Below are 21558 nucleotides of genomic sequence, written 5' to 3' on the forward strand. Positions count from 1 at the left end.
TTTAATCAAAAATTTTAATGATAGTCTCCCAACCTTTTTCTACAGAATGAGAATCAAAAGACCAATTGGTGCCATAACTTTCTGTTAATCTAGCTTCAATGTATTTAAATCCAGTTCCTATTCGCTTCTCTTTTTTAGCTTTTCGATTTTTGGCAAAAGTCAGCAAAGTGTATTGTTTAAATTGCTTTTCTCTAGTAAATTTTAAACAGAAAACGATACAGCCTTGTTCTGGAGGAAGACTGTGCGTTATTCCGTTTTCTATTATGGTATGAAAAATAGCTGGCGGAATGGTTTCCTTTTCATCAATTTCTTCTTCTTGCCATTCATAACAAATTTCTTTCCGAAAAGACATTACCTCCAAATGTCTTCGGCACAAATCGATTTCTTGTCTGATCGGAATAAGTGTATCTTCAGCAATATCATTCATTATATCAAATTCTTCTGCAAGAGCACGAATAAAAACAACTCCTTCTTTTGGCGATTCTTCTATCCAATCAATCAATGAAGTTAAAGTATTACGGAGAAAATGTGGCTGAATATTTTTCTTAATCAATTCTAATTGCAATCTAGAAGAAAGCAGCAATGATGCATTATGTGCTTCTTCCATCGCTTTTGCTCGTATCGTATGCAAATAAAGCATACAGAGCACTAAAATGGTAAAAGCAATAAACAACCCAAAATCATAAAACATAAAATAATTGACAACAACGCCCGCCAATAAACCAGCTGCAACAATAAGTCCTCCTTTCGTTTTTCTAATTGCGGCATCAATTGCTATTATAATTGAAAAAAATCGAGCTGTAATGGTAAAATAAGCTGCAGAAATATCATAATGCCCATAATAACCAATATAAACTGCTAAAAGAGAAATAAATAAAAGAATCAAAAATAGTTTCTTTCTTTTAAATTCAAATTGAAGCATAAAGTACCACGGCACCAGCATTGAAATAGCAAAAGTAAGCCAACCTATAATCTTTAAACGAGTATAAAATTGATCGTAAGGAATCTCTAAATAATACTTTACATATTCTATAATTAACAGACAGAAGAAAAGCAGACAAATAATTCCGAAAAGCAAAACTGCTAATTCTTTTCGTGTGCTGTTTATATACAAAAAGAAATAATAAATGCCTGCAATAAGAAAAGCGCCCGCCATAAGATTCATAAAAGATACTACAACAAGTGGTGAACGATGAAGCTGGAGATAGTTTTTAAGTTTTACATCTATACCGCGTTCTGCTTCTCTGTTATAAACTTGTGAACCGATTAAAATAACGGTATGTTTTCCAAGATTAGATAATTTTTTCGGAATTTGATAATACGACGTTTCTGTTCCAGGAACCTCAGCACGACTCGATTTTGCCATCTGACCGTTTCTTCCCACCAAAACGCCATCCCAATACACATCAAAAGCACCAAAAGCATTTATCTGAAGTCCGAGAGATTCAGAAGTATTGTTCCGTTTTTGGATTTCAACATCTGTTTGAAATTTAAAACTTGAACTATCTGGTTTTCCCCAGTCCATTTGCTGATGATCATAATCAACCTCATAGGTTACGTCGGTTGTAACGTACTCTTTGTAATAATTACACGAGGTAAATAGCAGCAGTAAAACGTTGAAAAAGTAAGATTTATACATAAGATAAAGATAAAACAAATATCCAATTGCCAAATGCATTTGAAAAGTTCGTAGAGCCGTTTGAATGTATTCAGAAATACCAATTCATTTTATGAATTAATCTTGTACAACAAAATCAATCCAAATGAAAACCTTAATAATCAATACCTTAATTCTATTTATTCCTTTTTTAGGAATAGGACAACAAACCGTTATTTCTGGTAAAGTTCAAGACAATGCGACAAAAGAAGCATTGCCTTACGTAACAGTAACAGTGCTAGATGATGCCTCAAAAACATTAGCTACAACTATAACTGACGATCAAGGCTTATTTAGTCTTGAAACAGCTTTAAGTGATAAAACAACTATTACGTTTAGTTATACAGGTTATCAAGATCATACACAATCTATAGTCGTTTCTGAAAAACAAAAAATTGAATTGGGAACAATTGATTTAATTACTGATGCCGTACAATTAAAAGCAGTAGAAATTAATGGCCAAAAATCGAATATCAGTTTAAAATTAGACAAAAAAGTTTTTGAAGTTGGTAAAGATGTGCTTTCGCAAAATGGTTCTGCTCATGATGTTTTAAATGGAGTTCCGTCAGTCGCGGTTGATCAAACGGGAACAATAAGTTTGAGAGGCAATAACAATGTTTTGGTATTAATTAACGGAAGACAATCTGGACTTACTCAAAGTAATGCTCTTGACCAAATTGCAGCCGATCAAATTGAAAGAATTGAAGTTATTACTAATCCTTCTTCAAGATATGATGCTGCGGGTTCTGCGGGAATTATTAATATTATTTTGAAAAAGAACAAGAAGAGCGGTTTTAGCGGTCAGGTTCGATTAGTTGCTGGATCTCCAAATGACAGTCGACTTAATCCGAGCATCAATTATAAATCGAACAAAATCAATGTTTTTTCTAATTTCAGTATTCGTTCTAGCGATTACGTAGGTTTGTATACGACCAATCAAGTAACCAATAGTACTACTTCGCCAAATTATATGCATCGCGTACAAAATGAAGATCGTCACGATGATGGCAAATTGCTTTATATGGGCGCCGATTTTTTTATTAATGAACATCAGACCATAACAGCTGCTTTCTTAAAGAATGCCACGCATGATAATGATAAAACCGATTTACGATATCTGTACGATAGTGATCTTGAAAATACGACGCCTGACAGTCTTTTGACCAGACACGGAAAGTCTTTGGAAAAACGCGATTATAGTCAGCTTGAGTTTAATTATACCCGAACATTTAAACAAAAAACAAAAAAATGGACGATTGATGTGCAATACGATTGGTGGAATAGCGACAAAAAATGGGATCTTTCTACACAACGTTTAATTCCTGATACGATGATTTATCCTGGCATTAGAACCAGCTCGGTAGGAAACAGCAAAGATTTTTTGGCGAAGACAGATTTTATTCAGCCAATTGACAGCCTTTCTACTTTAGAATTTGGAATAAAAACTGAAATTAGAACTGTTTCAAGTAATTATTTGGCAGAAGAACAACAGGATAATAATTGGGTAATCTATCAGAATATTGATAATGATTTAAATTATGATGAAACCATTACTGGCGCCTATACACAATTTAGCAGCAAAATCAATAAGTTTAGCTATATGCTGGGCTTGAGAGCTGAGTTTACAGATATTTCTATAAAAGATGTAGAAAATGCTTATAGCGATAAAAAAGACTACAACAAACTCTTTCCTACTGTCAATCTGAGCTATAAGTTTGATGATTCGGCTTTACAACTCAATTACAGCAAACGCATTAAACGTCCGTCATTATACGCTTTGTACCCATTTAATGAAGTTACCGATTTGAATGCGCAATACATTGGAAATCCTGATTTGAATCCTTCCTATACTGATGCGTTTGAAATGGCGTTTCTAAAAAACTGGAAAACATTTACTTTGAATCCTTCTGTTTACTATCAATACGAAAAAGGTTTTATTCAAGATTATACGTATCGTCAAGATGATATTTTCCTTACAACACCCATAAATATTGATTACGAAATAAGAAGCGGAATTGAATTATCTGCCTTATACAATCCTTTAAAATGGTTTCAGCTTAATGCCGAAATGAATTATTATCACTTCAAACAAAAAGGAAACTATATGGAACAAAATCTTGATTACAGCAGTCAGAACTTTACTGCAAGATTAAGTACTCAGATCAAACTTCCAGCTAAATTTAGTTTTCAAGGGCGTTATAACTTTCGTGGAGAAAAACGCAATGCACAAACTATCAATCAGGCCTTACAATCAATTGATTTCGGATTAAGTAAACTTCTGCTTAAAGATAAAGCGACTATTGTTTTTGATGTTACGAATGCTTTTAATCTTCGCCAATACAAAAGCGTTACAACTGGAACCGATTATGTTATTAAAGATAATAGCATTCCTAATGCAGCAAGATATCGTCTGAGTTTTGTCTATCGTTTTAATCTAACAGATTCAAAAACAATTAGGCAAGCAAATGACGCTAATAGAGATTAATTTTTACTAAAAAAGCCCTCCATAAACAGAGGGCTTTTTTATTCTTTTTTTATCAAAACTATCGCCAACCTAATGCAGGTGCAACGTGTTCTAAAATAGACGATAAAATATGAATATTGTAATCGACTCCAATGGTATTCGGAATAGTTAACAACAAAGTATCAGCTTCTTGAATTGCTTCGTCTTGAGCCAATTCTTCAATCAGTTTATCAGGTTCTGCTGCATAGCTTTTACCAAAGATTGCTCTTTTATCTTGCTCGATATAACCAAAGCTGTCATTGCCTTTAGCTTGTCCGCCAAAGTAATATCTATCTTGCTCATTGACCAATGCAAAAATCGAACGGCTTACAGAAACTCTAGCTTCACGCTGATGTCCTGCTTTTTTCCAAGCTTCTTTGTATATTCTTATCTGCTCGGCTTGCTGAACGTGAAAAGGTTTTCCGTTTTCATCATATTTAAGCGTAGAACTCTGAAGATGCATTCCGTTTTCGGCAGCCCAAATAGCGGTAGCATTAGACGCTGCTCCCCACCAGATTCTTTCTCTTAAACCTTCAGAATGAGGTTCAATACGCAACAATCCAGGCGGATTTGGAAACATTGGATACGGATTTGGTTCTGCAAATCCTTCTCCTTTAAGCTTATCCAAAAATTCTAGCGCTTTTTTACGTCCCATATCGGCATCGGTTTCACCTTTATCAGGTTCGTAGCCAAAATAACTCCAACCGTCAATTACTTGTTCTGGAGATCCTCTGCTTATTCCCAATTGTAAGCGTCCTTCTGATATCAAGTCGGCAGATCCAGCATCTTCAACCATATATAATGGATTCTCATAGCGCATATCAATTACGCCCGTTCCGATTTCAATTTTACTAGTCTTAGCACCAATAGCTGAAAGCAAAGGAAAAGGCGATGCCAACTGCTGCGCAAAATGATGCACGCGAAAGTAAGCACCATCAATGCCAATTTCTTCAGCAGCTACAGCCAAATCAATAGACTGCAATAATGTATCTGCCGCTGTACGAGTTTTATATGATGGATGATTAGCCCAATGCCCAAATGATAAAAATCCTATTTTCTTCATAATGGCTTTATTTTTTTATTCTCTCAAATATACGCATCACAATTGAGTAATACTAGATTTTACTGCATAATTGCCTCGTAAATTAATTTAATGTTTTAAGAACTTTTCGTGCTCTAAAAAAGAAAGTCGGACAGTTGTCCGACTTTCTTTTTATTGTTTAGAATCAACACTCAAAGGAGGAAGACTAACTTTCTTTTCATTCATCATTTTTTTCACCTGTTCAATAGTTCTATAGCGTTCTATCTGCATCTCGCCTGTAAATGTTTCACTCTGCGGAGCTCTTGGCGGTATTTGCGCATACGTTTTCATCAAGTCGGCAATAGCCTGATTAAAAATTATGGCTGTCCAAGTTTTTTCTGTCCAGCTGTTCATAAACAAATCATAACGTTCCTGCGGATCCTGCCACAAATTGTAAATGGCTGGTACAGTAGCTACGTAAGTTTCGTCGCCTCTCCATCCTAACTGTTGTCCTGGTGCATCACTACCTGCAATAGCGCCATTATCTCCTCGAGTATTAAATACCGCTTTAAATTTACCAATACGAACCGCACCTGGAGAAAGTTCTGCTTCTGTAAAATAGAACCATCTGTCGCGAAGCGGCGTTCCTTTTTTAAACAATACATTAGACATATCGTAACTGTCAAATACCATATCAGCACCTGCTCTATCTTTTTTAGGAAGTTCAACTCCTGCAAGGCTGGCAAATGTTGCCATAAGGTCTAGTCCTCCTACAATATCGTGGCTTTGACTTCCTGCTTCAATTTGTCCTGGCCACCAAGCAATTGCAGGCACACGGCTACCGCCTTCTCTATCAGTTCCTTTGGTACCTCTAAACGGAGTATATCCAGAATCAGGATGTACATCTTGCCAAGCACCATTATCTACTGTATAAATAACGATAGTATTCTCGACAATACCTAAAGAACGAATCTTATCCATAATACGGCCTACATTGTAATCCATCTCTACTACAGCATCAGAGTATTTACTTTTTCCTGGTGATTTTCCAACAAATTGTTTTGAAGGAAGGTTTGGCTGATGATTTTTAGCAAAATTAATACACATAAAGAACGGGTCTTTGCTTTTTCCATATTCATCAAGCTGTTTCAGATTGTTCTCGACCATCATCATATCTAGCTCAGCAATATTCTCTTCTGTAACTTTACTAACTTCACGAGCTTTGCCGCCTGCTTCACCTTCGAGTATTCCAGTCGTTACTTTTTTGAAAAGATCTAGCATCTCTGGAGACATCTCTGGATTCCAAGACTGAAAAGCATAAGTATAAGCATTCAAATGATACAGCACCACATTCTGCATTTTATCAAAACCGTGTGCTATGGGCATAGAATAATCTGCTTCTCCTAGATGCCATTTTCCAGAAAAATAGGTTTTATAATTGGCTTTTTTTAGCACAGAAGCCAATGTCCATTCTTCTTTCGGTAATCCGCCTCCTTGCCCCTGAAAAGCAACAGTAGTCATACCGCTACGATTCGGGATACGCCCTGTAAGCATAGCAGCTCTTCCTGGAGTACAGCTTGGCTGTCCATAAAATGACCAAAATTGCATGCCTTCTTTTGCCATTCTATCAAGATTTGGTGTTGGCATACCGCGACCAACTCCTCCTCCATAAACTCCTAAATCTCCCCAACCCGTGTCGTCTGAGATTACCATTATGATATTGGGTTTCTTTTTAGTTTGAGCTTCTATATCAGAAAGTACCAATAAAGTTAAGCCTGTTAAAAGTACTGCTAGAGCATTTTTCTTCATAATTTCTAATTTTTAGTATGAGTATTGATACTAAAATTAATTTTTTGCCCTCTAACTCTACGGTATATTTATTTGTTTGATGTTCCATTTTATAACATGAAACCAAGTTGTTCAAATGAAACAGTAGTAATCAATTGAAACCAATCTAATCATAAGTAATTTAAATACAATCTTCCGTAATTAGCAAACCTATATGTCTTCAGTCTTTCTCGAAATTTGTATGCAACTAAAATTATAAAAGATGAAACAGATTAAATTAGGAAATCAAGGATTAGTTATTCCGCCAATTGGTTTGGGGTGTATGGGAATGACAGGTTTTGAAGAAGGAAATATGTACGGTCTTGCAGACGAAAAAGAAGCGATTCAAACGATTCATCGTTCGCTTGAATTGGGTGGTAATTTTTTGGATACAGCAGATTTGTATGGTCCTTTAAAAAACGAACAGCTTATAGCTAAAGCGATCGGAAAAGAACGTGATAAATATATAATAGCTACAAAATTTGGCTGGGAAATAGATGATAGCGGAAAAGTAACTTGGGCCATAAACGGAAGCAAAAAGTATATCAAAAAGGCAGTAGAACGTTCACTTAAAAATCTAAATACAGATTATATCGATTTGTATTACATGCATCGTTTAGACAAAAACACTCCTATAGAAGAAACTGTCGACACGATGAGTGATCTTGTTAAAGAAGGTAAGGTAAAATATATTGGACTATCTGAAGTATCTTCTGAAACCATTAAAAAAGCACATCAAGTTCATCCCATAACAGCTGTGCAAAGTGAGTATTCTTTATTTGAAAGAACCGTAGAAGAAAGAGGAATCTTAAAAACATTAGAAGAATTAGAAATAGGTTTTGTAGCTTATTCGCCTTTGGGGCGCGGGTTTTTATCTGGGCAGATTCGTTCTATTGATGATCTTCCTGAAAATGATTTCCGCAGAGCTATTCCTCGTTTTCAGGAAAACTATTTCCATAAAAATATTGAATTGGTAAAAGCGGTTGAAAAAATGGCTGAAGAAAAAAATGTCAATTCATCTCAACTGGCTTTAGCATGGATTATCAGTAAAGGAATTGTACCTATTCCTGGAACTAAACGCAGAAAGTATCTTGAACAAAATATTGGCTCTACTGCTATAGAATTGAGCCGAAACGATCTTTTAAAATTAGAAAGTATTGTACCTTTGGGAACAGATACTGGGGCTCCGTATGATGAGTTCAGTATGGGACTTCTTGACTAAACTAAAAAACCTTTGTTATGAATACTATAGTATCTGTATCTGCTTTTCACCGTTTACTTTCTCTTCCAGAACCTAAACATCCAATGGTTAGTGTTATCAATTTATCTCAAAGTGTTTTTCTTGATGATGAAATCTGGAAAGGATTTACGAATAAATTCTATTGTGTTGCTTTAAAAAGAAATGCAAAAGGAAAAATCAGATACGGGCAAGGACATTATGACTATGATAAAGGCGTATTAAGTTTTACGGCACCTAACCAAGTTCAGTATTTGGATTTTCATACAATGGAATGTGGAGAAGGCTCTCTTCTTATATTTCATGAAGATTTTATTTTAAAACATCCTTTAGCACAGAAAATATTTGATTTTGGATTTTTCTCGTATGCCGTCAATGAAGCACTGCATTTATCTGAACAAGAAGAAAATTATCTGATTGATATTTTAGATAGAATTGACAAAGAATGCCAACATATTGATCATCATACACAAGATATTATTCTGTCACAAATTGATTTGCTTTTAAACTATTCGAGCCGTTTTTACGAAAGACAGTTTATAACCCGAAAAAACAGCAGTCATGCTCTGCTTACAAAATTCGAAAGGTTTATTAATGAGTATTATAATGATGACTCAACGGAAAAAGGTCTTTTAAGCGTTGGTCTAATCGCCGAAGCACTCAGTCTTTCTCCAAACTATCTTAGCGATTTCTTGAAAATACATACAGGAAGAAATACAAAAGAGCATATTTATGAAAAGCTCGTTAATAAAGCTAAAGAGAAACTGTCTGTTAGTGAATTATCTGTCAGTGAAATTGCCTACAATCTCGGTTTCGAACATCCGCAGTCATTCAGTACGTTTTTTAAAAAACGAACACAAATGGCTCCTTTAGAATTTCGGGAAAAGATTCGAAACAATTAAAATTCTATAATAAAAAGAAAGAGCTGTCCAATAATTGACAGCTCTTTCTTAATCAAAATAAATTCTATAAAAGAAGTGTTTTTTTTGCTAAGTAGAAACAACACCTTCATAATAAACGTTGTAAATTTCTTTTAATTCGAGGTTTTTATTTCTTTTACTCTTGAACAACATTATGCAATATCTCATGTATTGTTTTTAAAGCTTCTGTTGAGGTTGCACGAATAGTAATTTTATTTTTCTTGTCTTTAAGCAATTTTGTAAACAAATTATCTTCTGTATTAATATCAACTATTGTTCCTCCGTATTTTAATGTTGTTTCTGCAATCGCCATTGGCAAATTAGTTGCTCCAGATGTACCAACAATAAAAAGAATTCCTGAGTTTTTTGCTACCTTTAAGGAACTAAATTTCTTATTTGTCTTTTCATCATAATATTCATCAAACCATAAAATATTGGGTCTCATCCAACTCCCACATTCTTTGCATTTCAGTAATTCAATATCTTTTTGGTTTAAATCTTCATCTATGTCTTTGCCCTCAATTTCTATTGGCAAATGGTGTATTTCTTTGCATCCATTCGAGCATTTAATTTCTCTGTTATTGCCATGTATTTCGAATATCCTTTCTACACCAGAACGTCTATGAAGATTATCTATATTTTGAGTAATCAAGTGAAACCTATCTTGTAAAAGTTTTTCAATTGCGGCTATTTTGTGATGGCTATTATTTGTCTGAGCACTTTCAAACATTTTCTTTCTAAACAATGAATATTGCCAAACCTCTTCTGGATTTTCTTTAAAATAGGCAAACGTTCCAAACTCTTCTGGTTTATGAAACTTTGTACCTTTTACCCAAATTCCATCTATACCTCTATAAGTCGGAATACCGCTTTCAGCAGAAATTCCTGCGCCAGTCAAAAATGTGAAAAGATTTCTATTCTTTTTGTTATAAACCTGTTTTATGATTTCGGTAAGCTGTTCTTTCATAATTTCTTCATACGTCAAACAAATGTAATTTTATTTAGACAATTGCTCTTTTTTTATTTCTTCAATTCCGTTTCTATAGCTTGTTACAACGAAATCTGGGAAACGTTTTCTAAATTTTGAATCATCAAAAACATTGGCGTGTTCGTATCTTGGAAGCAATTCCTGCAATTCTTTTGCTCTTTTACTAAAAAGCGCTCCTATTGAAAATACAAACTTCGGAATAACTTTATACTTTAATTCTTTGCCATAAATTTTAGAAGCCAACGCAATGAATTCTTTATAGTTAAGATGACTTTCGTCTACAGGCAAATGCCAAGTCTCATTAAAAGCATCTGGAGTATTCCCTATTAAAGCTGTGGCACGACTTGCGTCTGGTGTCCAAATTAAACTTCGTTTTTTTGTATCGCTTAAAGGCACTTTTAGCTTTTTATTTTCCTTAATCGCATTAAAAATTAAAGTATTTGTAATGCTTTGTGTTTTTGCAGGACCATAAAATTCGGGAGCACGACAGATTACTGCTTCTAATTTACCCGATTTTATTTCGTTTAAAACCATTTCAGCCATTTCTTTTCTAATTTCACCTTTTCTTCCAATGGGTTCAAAAGCAGTTTCTTCTGTAAGTACCCTACTATCTTGCGGATACATATAAGTATTATCAAAAAAAACCAATTTGGCTTTATTGATTTTACAGGCTTCAATAACATTTCTCATTATCAATAGAAATTGCTTTTCCCATAAATCAGTATCCATCGGAAGTCCTAAAGTAAAATAGGCTATTTCACTTCCTTTTACAGCTTCTATTGCTTTTTCTTTAATAGTCAAATCTGCCGAAAAAACCATATCTGTATCATTTACTTTTTTCGCTTTACGGCTTACAATTCGTATATCTGAAGTATAATTTCTTTTCAGTTCTCTTGCCAATTCTTCTCCAATCTGTCCATTGGCTCCTAATATTGTCTGCATATTGATTCGCTTTTTTAATTGCTTGAATTCCCTCTGATACTTATTTCTAAATTATAGAAATTTATAACAACATCTCTACAGCTTTAACTCATTTATATTGAATTTTATTGCTAATTTAGAACTTGCTAAGAATCAGTTAATTTACTTCCTAAATTACAACAAAAAACGATATGCAGATTTTACCGTCCGCCAGTTTAGCGCCGTTTATAAAGAACTATACTGTTGTTACAATTGAAAAAGATCTCGACAATGAAGTATTTTATCCAAGCGGATATGTCGATTTGATTATAAATATTTCTGGAGGATTTGCCGCAACCATTATCAACGGCAAACAGAAAGATACTCCTGCCATAGAATTATTGGGGCATCTAACGCTTCCAACGCGTCTTTCTGTAGCAAAAGGCACTTCGGTACTCATTGCAAGAATATATCCGCATGCCAGTGCATTATTTTTTTCTGATCCGCTATCAGAATTTACGAATTATGCCACCGATATGTACGATGTGGCTTTGGGAGAGAATAGAGATTTGTATGATAAGATTATGGAAACTGATGATCTTTTGTCTAAAATCAATGTTTTAGAAACGTATTTTCTTCAAAAATTAAAGAAAAATGAAACCCGATTAAAAAAGGTTTCCATAGTACAGCATTTGAGTCAAGGGTTATTTCGAAATCACCAGCAATTGGATTTACCTTTCCTTGCCCGAAATTCAGGATTATCAGAAAGGTATATCCAAAAACTTTATCTCGCTAATATTGGTATTAGTCCAGCTGCTTTTACATCAGTAATCCGATTTAATAAAAGTTTGGATTTGGTGCTCAATACGACAGAATCATTAACTACTATAGCTTACAATAATGGCTATTATGACCAAGCTCATTTTATAAAAGAATTTAAGAAGTTTACTGGTATTACGCCATCTGCATCCAGAAATTCGCTGCTTAAAAACGATACTGATTTACAGCAGGCTGTCAACATTGGTTTTTAACCTTGTTTTGCAGGATGATTGCTGCTAAACATATCGCGATGCATTTTCCAGCCTTCTTTGGTTTTCTTCCAGATTACAATTACTTTTCCGTCGTCTAGTTTTTTGCCATTCATATCGGTCATTTCATAAAAACTTTCTTCTGTAACAGCTGTTTTTGGATCTCCATAAAGATTCTGAATTGTGAATATAACATGCACTTGAGGTCCGCCTCTAAAAAAGGAGTCAATTTGCTTTGCTCCACATTTTGGTTCTCCATTTGGCGGAAACAAACAAGCATCATCTGTATATCTAGCAACAATAGAACCGTCATTCTTATTGGTAAAATCGGAGAACGTTTTGTTACTCGCTTCAATAATTTTTTGTACTTCTTTTAAAGCTGAATCTGTCGTTTGGGCATTACACCAAAAAGTAAGCATCAAGAGTGTGCTTAAAATAATTTTTTTTTTCATGGTTTATATATTTTTTTACAAAGGAAATTATTCACGTAAGGCAAAAATTGTAAAATAACGAACAACTTTTTCTAATTCGTTTTACCTTTGAATACAATTCAATCTAAAAAATGAACCGGAATCATATTGAAATACATCGAGATGAAATGAAAACTATTGGAATAGATGTTATTCCAATTGGTGCTTTTTCAGAGAAAGCACATGCGCCTCATCGCGATGATCATTATATGTTTATTGTACTAAGTCAAGGCACTTTTGAATTGGAACTAGATTTCAAACAAATTACAATGTCAAACTGTTCCGCTTATTACATAGCGCCAGGACAAGTTCATTCTTACCTCAATCAGGACAATTGTCAAGGATGGTATATTTTTATGGATTCGCTTTTAATTTCTGAGAAATATACTCAGATCTTAAATACGCATTTAAACAGCAAACAGGGAATTCATTTAACATCAGATAGTTTGATTTTTTCTATTATTCCGATACTTAAAAATCTTCTAAAACAAAAAAGCGAATTCTTTCAAGATCAAACCGAATATTCATTGACTGATGCTTTTTTAGGCTTTTTTATCGGAGCACTTATACAAGAAGATACAGCCAAAGAACTTATTGGCGGACAAAAGTACCAGACAGTTAATACATTTAAACAGCTTTTGCAAGAACGATATAAAGAACACAAACAGGTTAAAGATTATGCTAGTTTGTTAAACATTACACCTTTGTATCTAAACGAAATTGTTAAGCAAGTTACTGGTTTCACTTCAAGTTATTGGATACAGCAAACAATTGCTCTGGAAGCCAAGCGCTTATTATATTATACAGAATTGGATATAAAACAAATTGCTTTTGAATTAGGTTATGACGATCATGCCTATTTTTCGCGTTTTATGAAAAAGAATATCGGAATGACTGCATCTGAATTCAGATTAAAAAACCATGATTTGTCCAACAATGCCCCTGCTATAGACAACCATTAAAACTTAGCGCAGGCATAATTTTGCCTTTGTAAAATTATTAATATACAAAGTAAAATTATGACAGAAAGTACAACTACAAACAGTACTCCCAAATTAAACCCTGAATCGAATAGCAAACTTTTAATTCCTATTGTTATAACGGTTTTGGCGATTTATACCACAATTGGCATTTCTCTGGGTATACTTCCAAAATTCATAAAACAAGAATTAGGTTTTGACAATCTTGCCGTTGGTTTAGTTATTGGTATGCAAGCATTAGCTACACTCTTAACGCGTGCTTATGCAGGAAAAACAACTGATGTTTTGGGTTCAAAAAGCAGTACAACACGAGGCATTTTACTGGTTTTATTAGCTGGTGTTTTATATATGTTCGCGTGCTCTGCGGTTTCAGTTCCTTTATTATCGCTTTCTCTATTGCTATTGTCCAGAATCGTTCACGGAATAGCAGAAAGTTTTCTGGTTACAGGAATGCTCACTTGGGGAATTGGTCTTTTAGGGCAGCAAAATTCTGGTAAAGTAATGACATGGAACGGAATTGCTATGTATGCCGGAATTGCAATTGGCGCGCCTTTTAGCCTATGGATTGTCCAATTTGGAACTTTATGGGCTTTCTCTTCAATTCTAGTTCTGGCTTTTATAAGTTGGACATTTTCCAAAACATTACCAACAGTTCCTGTACACAATGGACATTTAAGAACTCCTTTTTATAAAGTAATCGGAAAAGTATTTCCGCAAGGAATTGCATTAGCCTTCTCTTCTATTGCTTTTGCCTGTATTGCATCGTTTATCGCTTTATTATTCAGCCAAAAAAACTGGAATGGAGCTTCTCTTGGATTTCTGTTTTTTGGAGGTTCTTATATTTTAACCCGTGTCTTTTTCTCTTCTTATCCCGATCGTTTTGGCGGGTTTAAAGTTGCTATGATTTCTATTTTGATTGAGATGTCAGGTCAGTTATGCATAGGTTTATCTACTAACAGCTGGACGGCTATTTTAGGATGCACTCTCACCGGTATTGGGTTTTCGCTTGTTTTTCCTTCTTTAGGTGTATTGGCTATACAAAAAATAACACCGCAAATGAGAGGAACAGCTTTAGGAGCTTATGCCGCTTTTTTTGATCTTTCATTAGGAATTGCAGGACCAACCGCAGGTTTAATTGCAGGATGGCTCAGTTATCAGTCCATTTACTTTTTTGGAGCATTCAGCTGTGTTATTGCCATAGCAAGCCTTCTTCAATCGCAACGAAAAGAAATTCAAGCAATTGTTAACTAAAACATTAAATACTAATGGATAAACCTTTACGAAATATTGCGCGATCTATTTTTGTGGTAAAAGAAAAGGCATTTCTTACTCCACATTACATCAGAGTAACTTTTAAAATGTCTGACGAACAAGTAGACCTATTTCAGAATATGCGTTCTGGAAGCAATAATAAAATTTACATTCCTTCTGAAACTCAGACGTACAACACTAATTATGATGAATCAATTTGGGACTCAGATTTTTTTACAGCTAGACGAACCTACACCACACGAAATATTGACTTGATTAATAAAACTCTAAAAATTGATTTTGTAGCGCATGGCGATAACGGTCCAGCTTCTAAATGGGCAGAAAATGCTAAATCGGAAGATTTTCTTGGAATTGCAATAAAAGAAAGCCAAAAACCGCTTGTTCCTAATGCTGAAAATTATTTTATGGTTGGAGATAGTACTGCAATTCCAGTTATTTCAGCTATTTTAGAAACTTTGCCTTCAACTTCAAATGTTGTGCTTTTTCTCGAAGTGAATTCTTATAGAGATACGTTTGTTCTGAATACCAAAGCCCATCTCAATGTAAAATGGATCTATAATTCTTCACCATTAAACGGAAGTGCACTTGCTGAAGAATTCATTGTTTTATTAGCTGAAGAAAAACCACATTATGTGTTTGCAGCGGCAGAATTTGAAACAATCAAGAAAATACGAAAACACATGAAAGAAGAGCTCCAGTTGGAACGTGATCAGTATAATGCAGTTTCATATTGGAAACGCGGAAGTTCTGAAGAAGAATCAAACCACGAAAGACAAAAACAGCGAATGGAATAATACAAAAAGCCCCGAATCAAATTTTGATACAGGGCTTTTTCATTTCGTAGGAATGTTTCTTCGGTAAAATTAAATCCGAATTATGAATTTACGTTTGATTAGACGTTAAGCCTATTGTTTCCTCAAAGCAGGCGTCTCTACGGGACATAATGCATAACGATTCTTTTTTTTTCTACCAACCAGATATTCCTACGGAATATTATTTGCAAATTTATTTGGCATCAAACCATAATTTGGTTGTCAATAAATCTTTTCCTTGATCTGCAACAGCTGCTTGATAACTTGCTCCGTTAAGAGATTGTTCTGTTCCAGGATAGAAAAGACGCGAAGGTAATTTTCCGTCCAAAACAGTTGCAGGACCAGCTGTTAATACAGGGTAGTCTAGTCTTCTCCACTCTGTAAAGGCATCAAGACCTTGTCCGAAGAAAGAAATCCATTTTTGCGTCCCAATCGATTTTGCATAATTTGATGCATCGTATTTCACACTTGCCTGATCAAGATAAGTTGAAATAGTTGCCGCATTTGTAATTCCAAACTGATTCAAAGATGCTGTAATAGCATTTTTATAATACTGTTCTGCATCTCCAGAAATATACCCGCGGGCTGCAGCTTCTGCAAGATTAAATAATGTTTCTGAGTAAGAAGCAATTACAGCAGGAGAAGCCGATGTTAAGAAATAAGTTCCTGGTTTTGATGTTTTAGCAAAACCTTGACTATTAGCATCACTATTTGACAATCCGTTAGCACCGCCAACATATTTTCCAACGCTTGCATCAGAAGGCAATTGAGCAAAAACAGGCAAACGAGGATCTGATAATGCGTATAATTGATCTACCATAGTTTTTGAAATACGGAAATCATCTCTAGTTTCAAACCAAGCCGAAGCTGGATTTTGCTGCGGTGAGCTTGTATAAACAAATTGAAATGTTTCAGAATTGCTGCTAATTAATCCGCCTGCATCGCTTGTCGCATCAATTGCTGCTTGTTTAGCTAAAACAGGTTCTTTGTCCGAAATTCTCAAAGCAATACGCAAACGAAGCGAGTTTACCAGTTTTTTCCATTTCAAAATATCACCTTTATAAGCCAAATCACCAGTAACCGAACCATTTGCTGGATTTAACAAAGATTGCGCTTGTTTTAAATCTTCAAGCAAACCAGTATATACTTCTTTTTGTGTATTGTATGCAGGTGTTACTTTCTGACCAGCTTCTTTGTACGGAATATTTCCGTAAGCATCTGTCAGCAATAAAAAGGTCCAAGAACGTAATGTTAATGCAATTCCTTTATAATTTGAATTTGCCTGAGCATCTGGAAATTTTAAAATCGTATTCAAATCTGTAATTAGAGTCGAATATCCCTTATCCCATAATGCTGTGAAAGAAGTATTTGAAACATCGTAACGATCTGGTTCTGTATATTGAATTTTAGCCCAATGCTGCACAAACAGCAAAGTAGAGTTAAAATTGTTTGCATCTCCCCAATACAAATCGGCACCTTGTTTTAGTGTACCTGTCAAAAGATATGGAGCAAGCGGCGTTTCAGTTGCATTTGGATTTTTATTAATATCGTCCAAAGTATCACTGCAAGAGCTCAGTGTCAATGCAAACAGTATTGTATATGATAGTTTTTTTAGCATGATTCCGAGTTTTTAAAATTTAACGTTAAGATTTAAACTGAAATTTCTAGTTGTTGGCAAAGCTAAACTTTCCAATCCTTGTGCATTTCCAGTGTTGAAAGCTGTTTCAGGATCAATATTTGGCGCATCTTTGTAAATAAAGAATAAGTTACGTCCAGCAGCAGTAAGGCTTGCTCCTTCTAATCCAAGTTTTTTAACTAGCTTTTTATTAAAATTATAAGAAAGCTTTATCTCTCTCATTTTTACGAAAGTCGAACTGTAGATGTACGCCTCGCTAATGTTGTATGATGCCTTATAATATTCCTGAGCGCTAATCACTTTATTATTAGGTGTTCCGTCAGCAAATACACCTCCGAAAATCATTCCATCATCATAAACTGTTACACCACTTGGAGCGGCACCGCCCGTTACTAAAGTTTTCGGATTAGCAGTATTGTCTCCTGGATAATAATAGCTTAAACCACCGTTTTCAGCACCACGTCCTGGAAGAGTCTGCGCTAAAACTCCTGTATAGTTTCCTGTTCTATTAGTTCCAGAGAAAAGCTCACCACCAACACTTGCATCAATAAGGAATGAAAGTTCAAGATTTTTGTAAGTCAAAGTATTCGTAAGACCTGCTAAGTAATCTGGAGTATAATGTCCTAAAACTCTTTTTGTCGGATCTGCTTTTGGAAGACCATTTGCTCCTACTACAATATTTCCGCTTGCATCACGCTCGTAAGCTGTACCATAAAGTGCTCCGTAAGCTTGCCCTACAGATGCCAATACATCTACACCTCCAGAAGAACCAATTGTATAGTTTTTAATGTCTCCTGCATAATCTAAAATTTCAACTTTACTTTTGTTTTTAGAATAATTTAAAGCCACATTCCACTTAAAGTTTTCAGTTTGAATAGGATTTCCATCCAACTGTATTTCAATACCTTGGTTATTAATTTTTCCTGCATTGATTAACTGCGAAGTATAACCGCTAGCAGCTGTAGTTTTTATTTCTAAAATCTGATCAAAACTATTTGTGTTGTAATAAGCTACATCAAAATGAAGTCTGTTTTTCCAGAAAGAAGCTTCAAGACCTACTTCAGTAGAACGAGTTGTTTCAGGTTTCAAATTTTCATTTAGTTTTCTTTGAGACGACGTTTGAATCGGATTTCCGTCAAATGCGGTTTGGAAATTGTAAACCGTAGCCAATTGATACGGATCTGCATCGTTACCTACTTCAGACCATCCTCCGCGAAGCTTTAAGAAATCGAGTGTATTGCTTTTAATATTTAATGCATCTGTTAAAACCACACTTCCGTTAATAGACGGATAGAAATAAGAACGGTTGCTGCTTGGTAATGTAGATGACCAATCGTTACGTGCTGTAACGTTTAAGAAAGCATAGTTTCTAAAACCAAACTGAGCCGAAGCGTAAGCACTGTAAACTCTCAATTTAGATAATGAATTTGATGATGTTAACGGATCTCTAGAGTTTGTTAAAGTATACAAATCTGGGACTGCTAAACGCGGTGCTTTCTGATAGTTATTGGCATCGCTATGGTTACGAATGTTAAATCCAGCAAGCGCATCAACAGTAAAATCGTCGTTAAGCTGTTTTGTATATTGAAATATACCTTCAGTATTTTGCTCATTTACTGTGTAAGCATCTTCTGCATACGACCCGAAAGGAGTTCCATTTGTACCGTATTTGATCGTGTATTTTCTGCGGTCGTTATAATAATCAACTCCCGTACGGAATCTGAAATTTAATCCTTCTGCCAATTTCGCGTCTAAATGGATATCTCCAATTAAACGATTACGTTGTTGGCTTGTTGTATTGTAATACGCATTCCAATATGGGTTGCTATAATAGCTGTTATTCCAGTTGGTATTTCTATCTTTTTCCAATTCATTAATATCAACCTGACGTCCAAACCAAAGAAACTGAAGCATTACACCCGCAGCACGTCCTCCTAACGGACCACCTGGCAATTGTGGAGCATCTGTTACGATATAATTTGCATTAACCCCCACTTTTACGTTTTCAGAAATCTGATAATTGGTGTTAATAGAAAAGTTTGTTTTGTTTATTTCAGTGTTCGGTACAGTTCCAAGTTGTTTTTGGTTATTTACACCTAAACGGAAATCTGATTTCTCGTTTGCTTTTGCAATAGAAACACTATTGTCATAAGTAAGTCCTGTATTAAAGAAATCTTTCACGTTATTTGGATGTGCAACAAAAGGAACAGCTTCTCCTTTAGAATAAAATTGCGGAATAAGGCGTCCGTCCAATCTTGGTCCCCAGCTTTCGTCAACACCATCATTAACTCCTCCTCCTTTACCGTCAACGTAACTAAATTTTCCATTAGAACCCTGTCCGAAACTATTCTGAAAAGAAGGTAAAGTAGCTACTTGAGAAACTGTTATACCGGTATTAAAAGTAACTCCATAACCTCCTTTTTGTCCTTTACCAGATTTTGTTGTAATAAGCACAACACCATGTGCAGCACGTGATCCGTAAAGAGCAGCAGCGTTTGGCCCTTTCAAAACAGTCAACGTTTCAATATCCTGCGGATTCAAATCGGCAATTGCATTTCTGAAATCACGAGTAGCACCACCAAAATTCAATTGCGAGTTATCTACAGGAACTCCATCTACCACAAAAAGCGGTTGGTTATTTCCTGCAATAGAAGTTTCTCCACGAATAATAATACGAGAAGATCCCATATCTCCTTGCGAGTTTGTAATACGTACACCAGCAACTTTACCAGAAAGTGCGTTCAAGAAGTTGGTTTCTTTTGTTGTTGCCAGTTCTTTTCCTTTTACTGCTTGAGTAGTATATCCTAACGATTTCTTTTCTTTCGAAATTCCAAGAGCAGTAACCACTACTTCAGATAAAGCATTTTGCTCTTCGTCTAGATCAATTGTAATATCGTTTTTGTTTACTACAACTTCTTGCTTTTTATATCCTAAATAACTAATTAAAAGCACATAAGGAAATTTTTGTCCAGTTTGAAAATAGAACTTTCCATCTGTATCTGTAATAACACCATGCGTAGTTCCTTGAATCGTTACCGAAGCTCCAATAATTGGCTCTTTTGTAACAGCATCTACTACTGTCCCTTCCAGTTTAGACTGGATTAGCGGCTTTGTCTCTTGAGCTGTAACCCCGATGGAAATCAACAAAATACATAGCCAAGTATATCTTTCTAATTTTTTTTTCATTACTTTGTTTTAGTTTAATAAATAAGGCGAGCAAAGACAGCTTTATGCTATTCTAGCTTTCCTTTTAGAGATGACAAATTTCTTTTAAGCTTCTACCATTTCTGCTGCAACAGAAATGGTTTTTTCTTTTATCTGCAGCACATTCGTTTTTTCATTTTTACTTTTTTTTGGATTACTATTATTTTAAATTGGCCTATAAAATTTTTAACCCCTATTTGGGATCATGTTTCTTAAAATTTATAATGAATTAAAAAAAGAGGAATTTTAACCTTAGAATGCATCAGGATGAAAACGGCCTAATGCGTTTGCTTTTTTCAGAATGAAATATTGTGGTTCTAATCTCTGGCTTTTAACTTATTTTTTAAACTCTACTAATTTGATAGAACAAAGGTATGTTAAAAATTTTAGTTCCCAAATTTTAATTAAACTTTTTGCAAAAAAAATGTTAACTACTTTTTAAAACACAACCTAAACACTTAATAACAAAATAGTTATTAAAAACAGCTGTTTTTAGGATTTTATAAGAATTGTACTAAAAGCATAAAAATTTGAAAGTAGTTTTTACCTTTTTTAAGTCTATCTTAGTAAAGTTTAAACCAAAAAAAAACTCCAAGATCATAAGACCTTGGAGTTTCTATTTTTTATTTCTAATTTATTATAGCTCGTTGAACTCGTGTAGAGATTTCAATGTAGTTTCGTAGAATAAAATTGCGGCGATAAGATTTCCTTTATCAGAGTAAGGCATCATTTTTCTTTGAAACTCTACTGTAGTATCTAAGAAACTTGTTGTTCCTAACGCCTGTCCATCTAATATTTTTTTATTGTCAGCTGTATCAGGAATACCTAAATCTGCCATTGTAACACCCGGTTTTGTAACCAAAGCAATGTAAGGAAGCGTTTTTACTAAAACTTTAATACGTTCAATGTACAATTCTAAAAGCTCTCCTTTTTGCATACCACTTAATTCTTTTTGATCATGGTATTTGCGAATTAAAGCTGTTGTACTAATGATACTTCTTGGTGCATTTTTTGCCTGTGCAGAGACAGCAGCAGTTGTCAAGAAGAAAAGTGCACATAATAAAATAATTTTACTCTTCATTTTCTTATAGATTTGGTTCTTG

Annotated in this window: 16 protein-coding genes; 7 read left to right on the top strand and 9 right to left on the bottom strand. The window is 34.7% G+C overall.

Annotated elements, in window-relative coordinates; all coding sequences use genetic code 11:
• Position 1: 1 nt before the first annotated feature.
• Positions 2–1639: a histidine kinase gene (locus JC605_RS08965; RefSeq protein ID WP_233074068.1), complete on the bottom strand. Its 1638-nt coding sequence runs from the start codon at positions 1637–1639 to the stop codon at positions 2–4.
• A 124-nt stretch (positions 1640–1763) separates the two neighbouring features.
• Here JC605_RS08965 and JC605_RS08970 point away from each other — a divergent pair, with 124 nt between their 5' ends.
• Positions 1764–4142: an outer membrane beta-barrel protein gene (locus JC605_RS08970; protein ID WP_198855847.1), complete on the top strand. Its 2379-nt coding sequence runs from the start codon at positions 1764–1766 to the stop codon at positions 4140–4142.
• 58 nt (positions 4143–4200) lie between these two features.
• On the opposite strand, the gene JC605_RS08975 is transcribed toward JC605_RS08970, so the two are convergent.
• Together JC605_RS08975 and JC605_RS08980 are read right to left on the bottom strand one after the other, a co-directional pair.
• Positions 4201–5223 (bottom strand): LLM class flavin-dependent oxidoreductase, encoded by a 1023-nt coding sequence (locus JC605_RS08975; protein ID WP_198855848.1) that lies wholly within the window; start codon positions 5221–5223, stop codon positions 4201–4203.
• Between the two features lie 150 nt (positions 5224–5373).
• Positions 5374–6990 (bottom strand): arylsulfatase, encoded by a 1617-nt coding sequence (locus JC605_RS08980; RefSeq protein ID WP_233074069.1) that lies wholly within the window; start codon positions 6988–6990, stop codon positions 5374–5376.
• Between the two features lie 241 nt (positions 6991–7231).
• Between JC605_RS08980 and JC605_RS08985 the strand changes: the two genes are divergently transcribed.
• Positions 7232–8230 carry an aldo/keto reductase gene (locus tag JC605_RS08985; RefSeq protein WP_198855849.1) on the top strand — a complete coding sequence of 333 codons (999 nt, stop codon included), beginning with the start codon at positions 7232–7234 and terminating at the stop codon, positions 8228–8230.
• A gap of 17 nt (positions 8231–8247) precedes the next feature.
• Complete coding sequence (locus JC605_RS08990) at positions 8248–9147, top strand: AraC family transcriptional regulator (protein WP_198855850.1); 900 nt, start codon at positions 8248–8250, stop codon at positions 9145–9147.
• A gap of 154 nt (positions 9148–9301) precedes the next feature.
• Here JC605_RS08990 and JC605_RS08995 read toward each other — a convergent pair whose 3' ends face one another.
• Together JC605_RS08995 and JC605_RS09000 are read right to left on the bottom strand one after the other, a co-directional pair.
• Complete coding sequence (locus tag JC605_RS08995; RefSeq protein ID WP_233074070.1) at positions 9302–10150, bottom strand: Sir2 family NAD-dependent protein deacetylase; 849 nt, start codon at positions 10148–10150, stop codon at positions 9302–9304.
• Positions 10151–10162: 12 nt separating this feature from the next.
• A complete protein-coding gene (locus JC605_RS09000; RefSeq protein ID WP_198855851.1) occupies positions 10163–11095 on the bottom strand; it encodes an NAD-dependent epimerase/dehydratase family protein in 933 nt (310 codons plus the stop codon).
• A 170-nt stretch (positions 11096–11265) separates the two neighbouring features.
• On the opposite strand from JC605_RS09000, the gene JC605_RS09005 reads away from it, so the two are divergent.
• On the top strand, positions 11266–12084 hold the full coding sequence (locus tag JC605_RS09005; protein ID WP_198855852.1) for a helix-turn-helix transcriptional regulator: 819 nt from the start codon (positions 11266–11268) through the stop codon (positions 12082–12084).
• Here JC605_RS09005 and JC605_RS09010 read toward each other — a convergent pair.
• A complete protein-coding gene (locus tag JC605_RS09010; RefSeq protein WP_233074071.1) occupies positions 12081–12533 on the bottom strand; it encodes a hypothetical protein in 453 nt (150 codons plus the stop codon). The genes JC605_RS09005 and JC605_RS09010 overlap by 4 nt on opposite strands.
• Before the next feature lie 110 nt (positions 12534–12643).
• On the opposite strand from JC605_RS09010, the gene JC605_RS09015 reads away from it, so the two are divergent.
• From JC605_RS09015 to JC605_RS09025, 3 genes are read left to right on the top strand one after another with little or no spacing between them, the layout of a single operon-like run.
• Positions 12644–13513 carry a helix-turn-helix domain-containing protein gene (locus tag JC605_RS09015; protein ID WP_198855853.1) on the top strand — a complete coding sequence of 290 codons (870 nt, stop codon included), beginning with the start codon at positions 12644–12646 and terminating at the stop codon, positions 13511–13513.
• Positions 13514–13570: 57 nt separating this feature from the next.
• Positions 13571–14782, top strand: coding sequence for an MFS transporter (locus tag JC605_RS09020; RefSeq protein ID WP_198855854.1), 1212 nt, complete (start codon positions 13571–13573; stop codon positions 14780–14782).
• 14 nt (positions 14783–14796) lie between these two features.
• On the top strand, positions 14797–15597 hold the full coding sequence (locus tag JC605_RS09025; protein ID WP_198855855.1) for a siderophore-interacting protein: 801 nt from the start codon (positions 14797–14799) through the stop codon (positions 15595–15597).
• 211 nt (positions 15598–15808) lie between these two features.
• Here JC605_RS09025 and JC605_RS09030 read toward each other — a convergent pair whose 3' ends face one another.
• From JC605_RS09030 to JC605_RS09040, 3 genes are all read right to left on the bottom strand, one after another.
• Entirely contained in the window at positions 15809–17233 is a 1425-nt protein-coding gene (locus JC605_RS09030; protein WP_198855856.1) for a SusD/RagB family nutrient-binding outer membrane lipoprotein, read from the bottom strand.
• Between the two features lie 12 nt (positions 17234–17245).
• The gene (locus JC605_RS09035; RefSeq protein WP_198855857.1) at positions 17246–20437 is read right to left on the bottom strand and encodes a SusC/RagA family TonB-linked outer membrane protein; all 3192 of its coding nucleotides are present in this window, start codon (positions 20435–20437) and stop codon (positions 17246–17248) included.
• A gap of 655 nt (positions 20438–21092) precedes the next feature.
• On the bottom strand, positions 21093–21536 hold the full coding sequence (locus JC605_RS09040; protein WP_095929165.1) for a hypothetical protein: 444 nt from the start codon (positions 21534–21536) through the stop codon (positions 21093–21095).
• Positions 21537–21558 lie beyond the last annotated feature (22 nt).

It is taken from the genome of Flavobacterium sp. IB48, assembly GCF_016405855.1.
GTDB lineage: Bacteria > Bacteroidota > Bacteroidia > Flavobacteriales > Flavobacteriaceae > Flavobacterium > Flavobacterium ginsengisoli.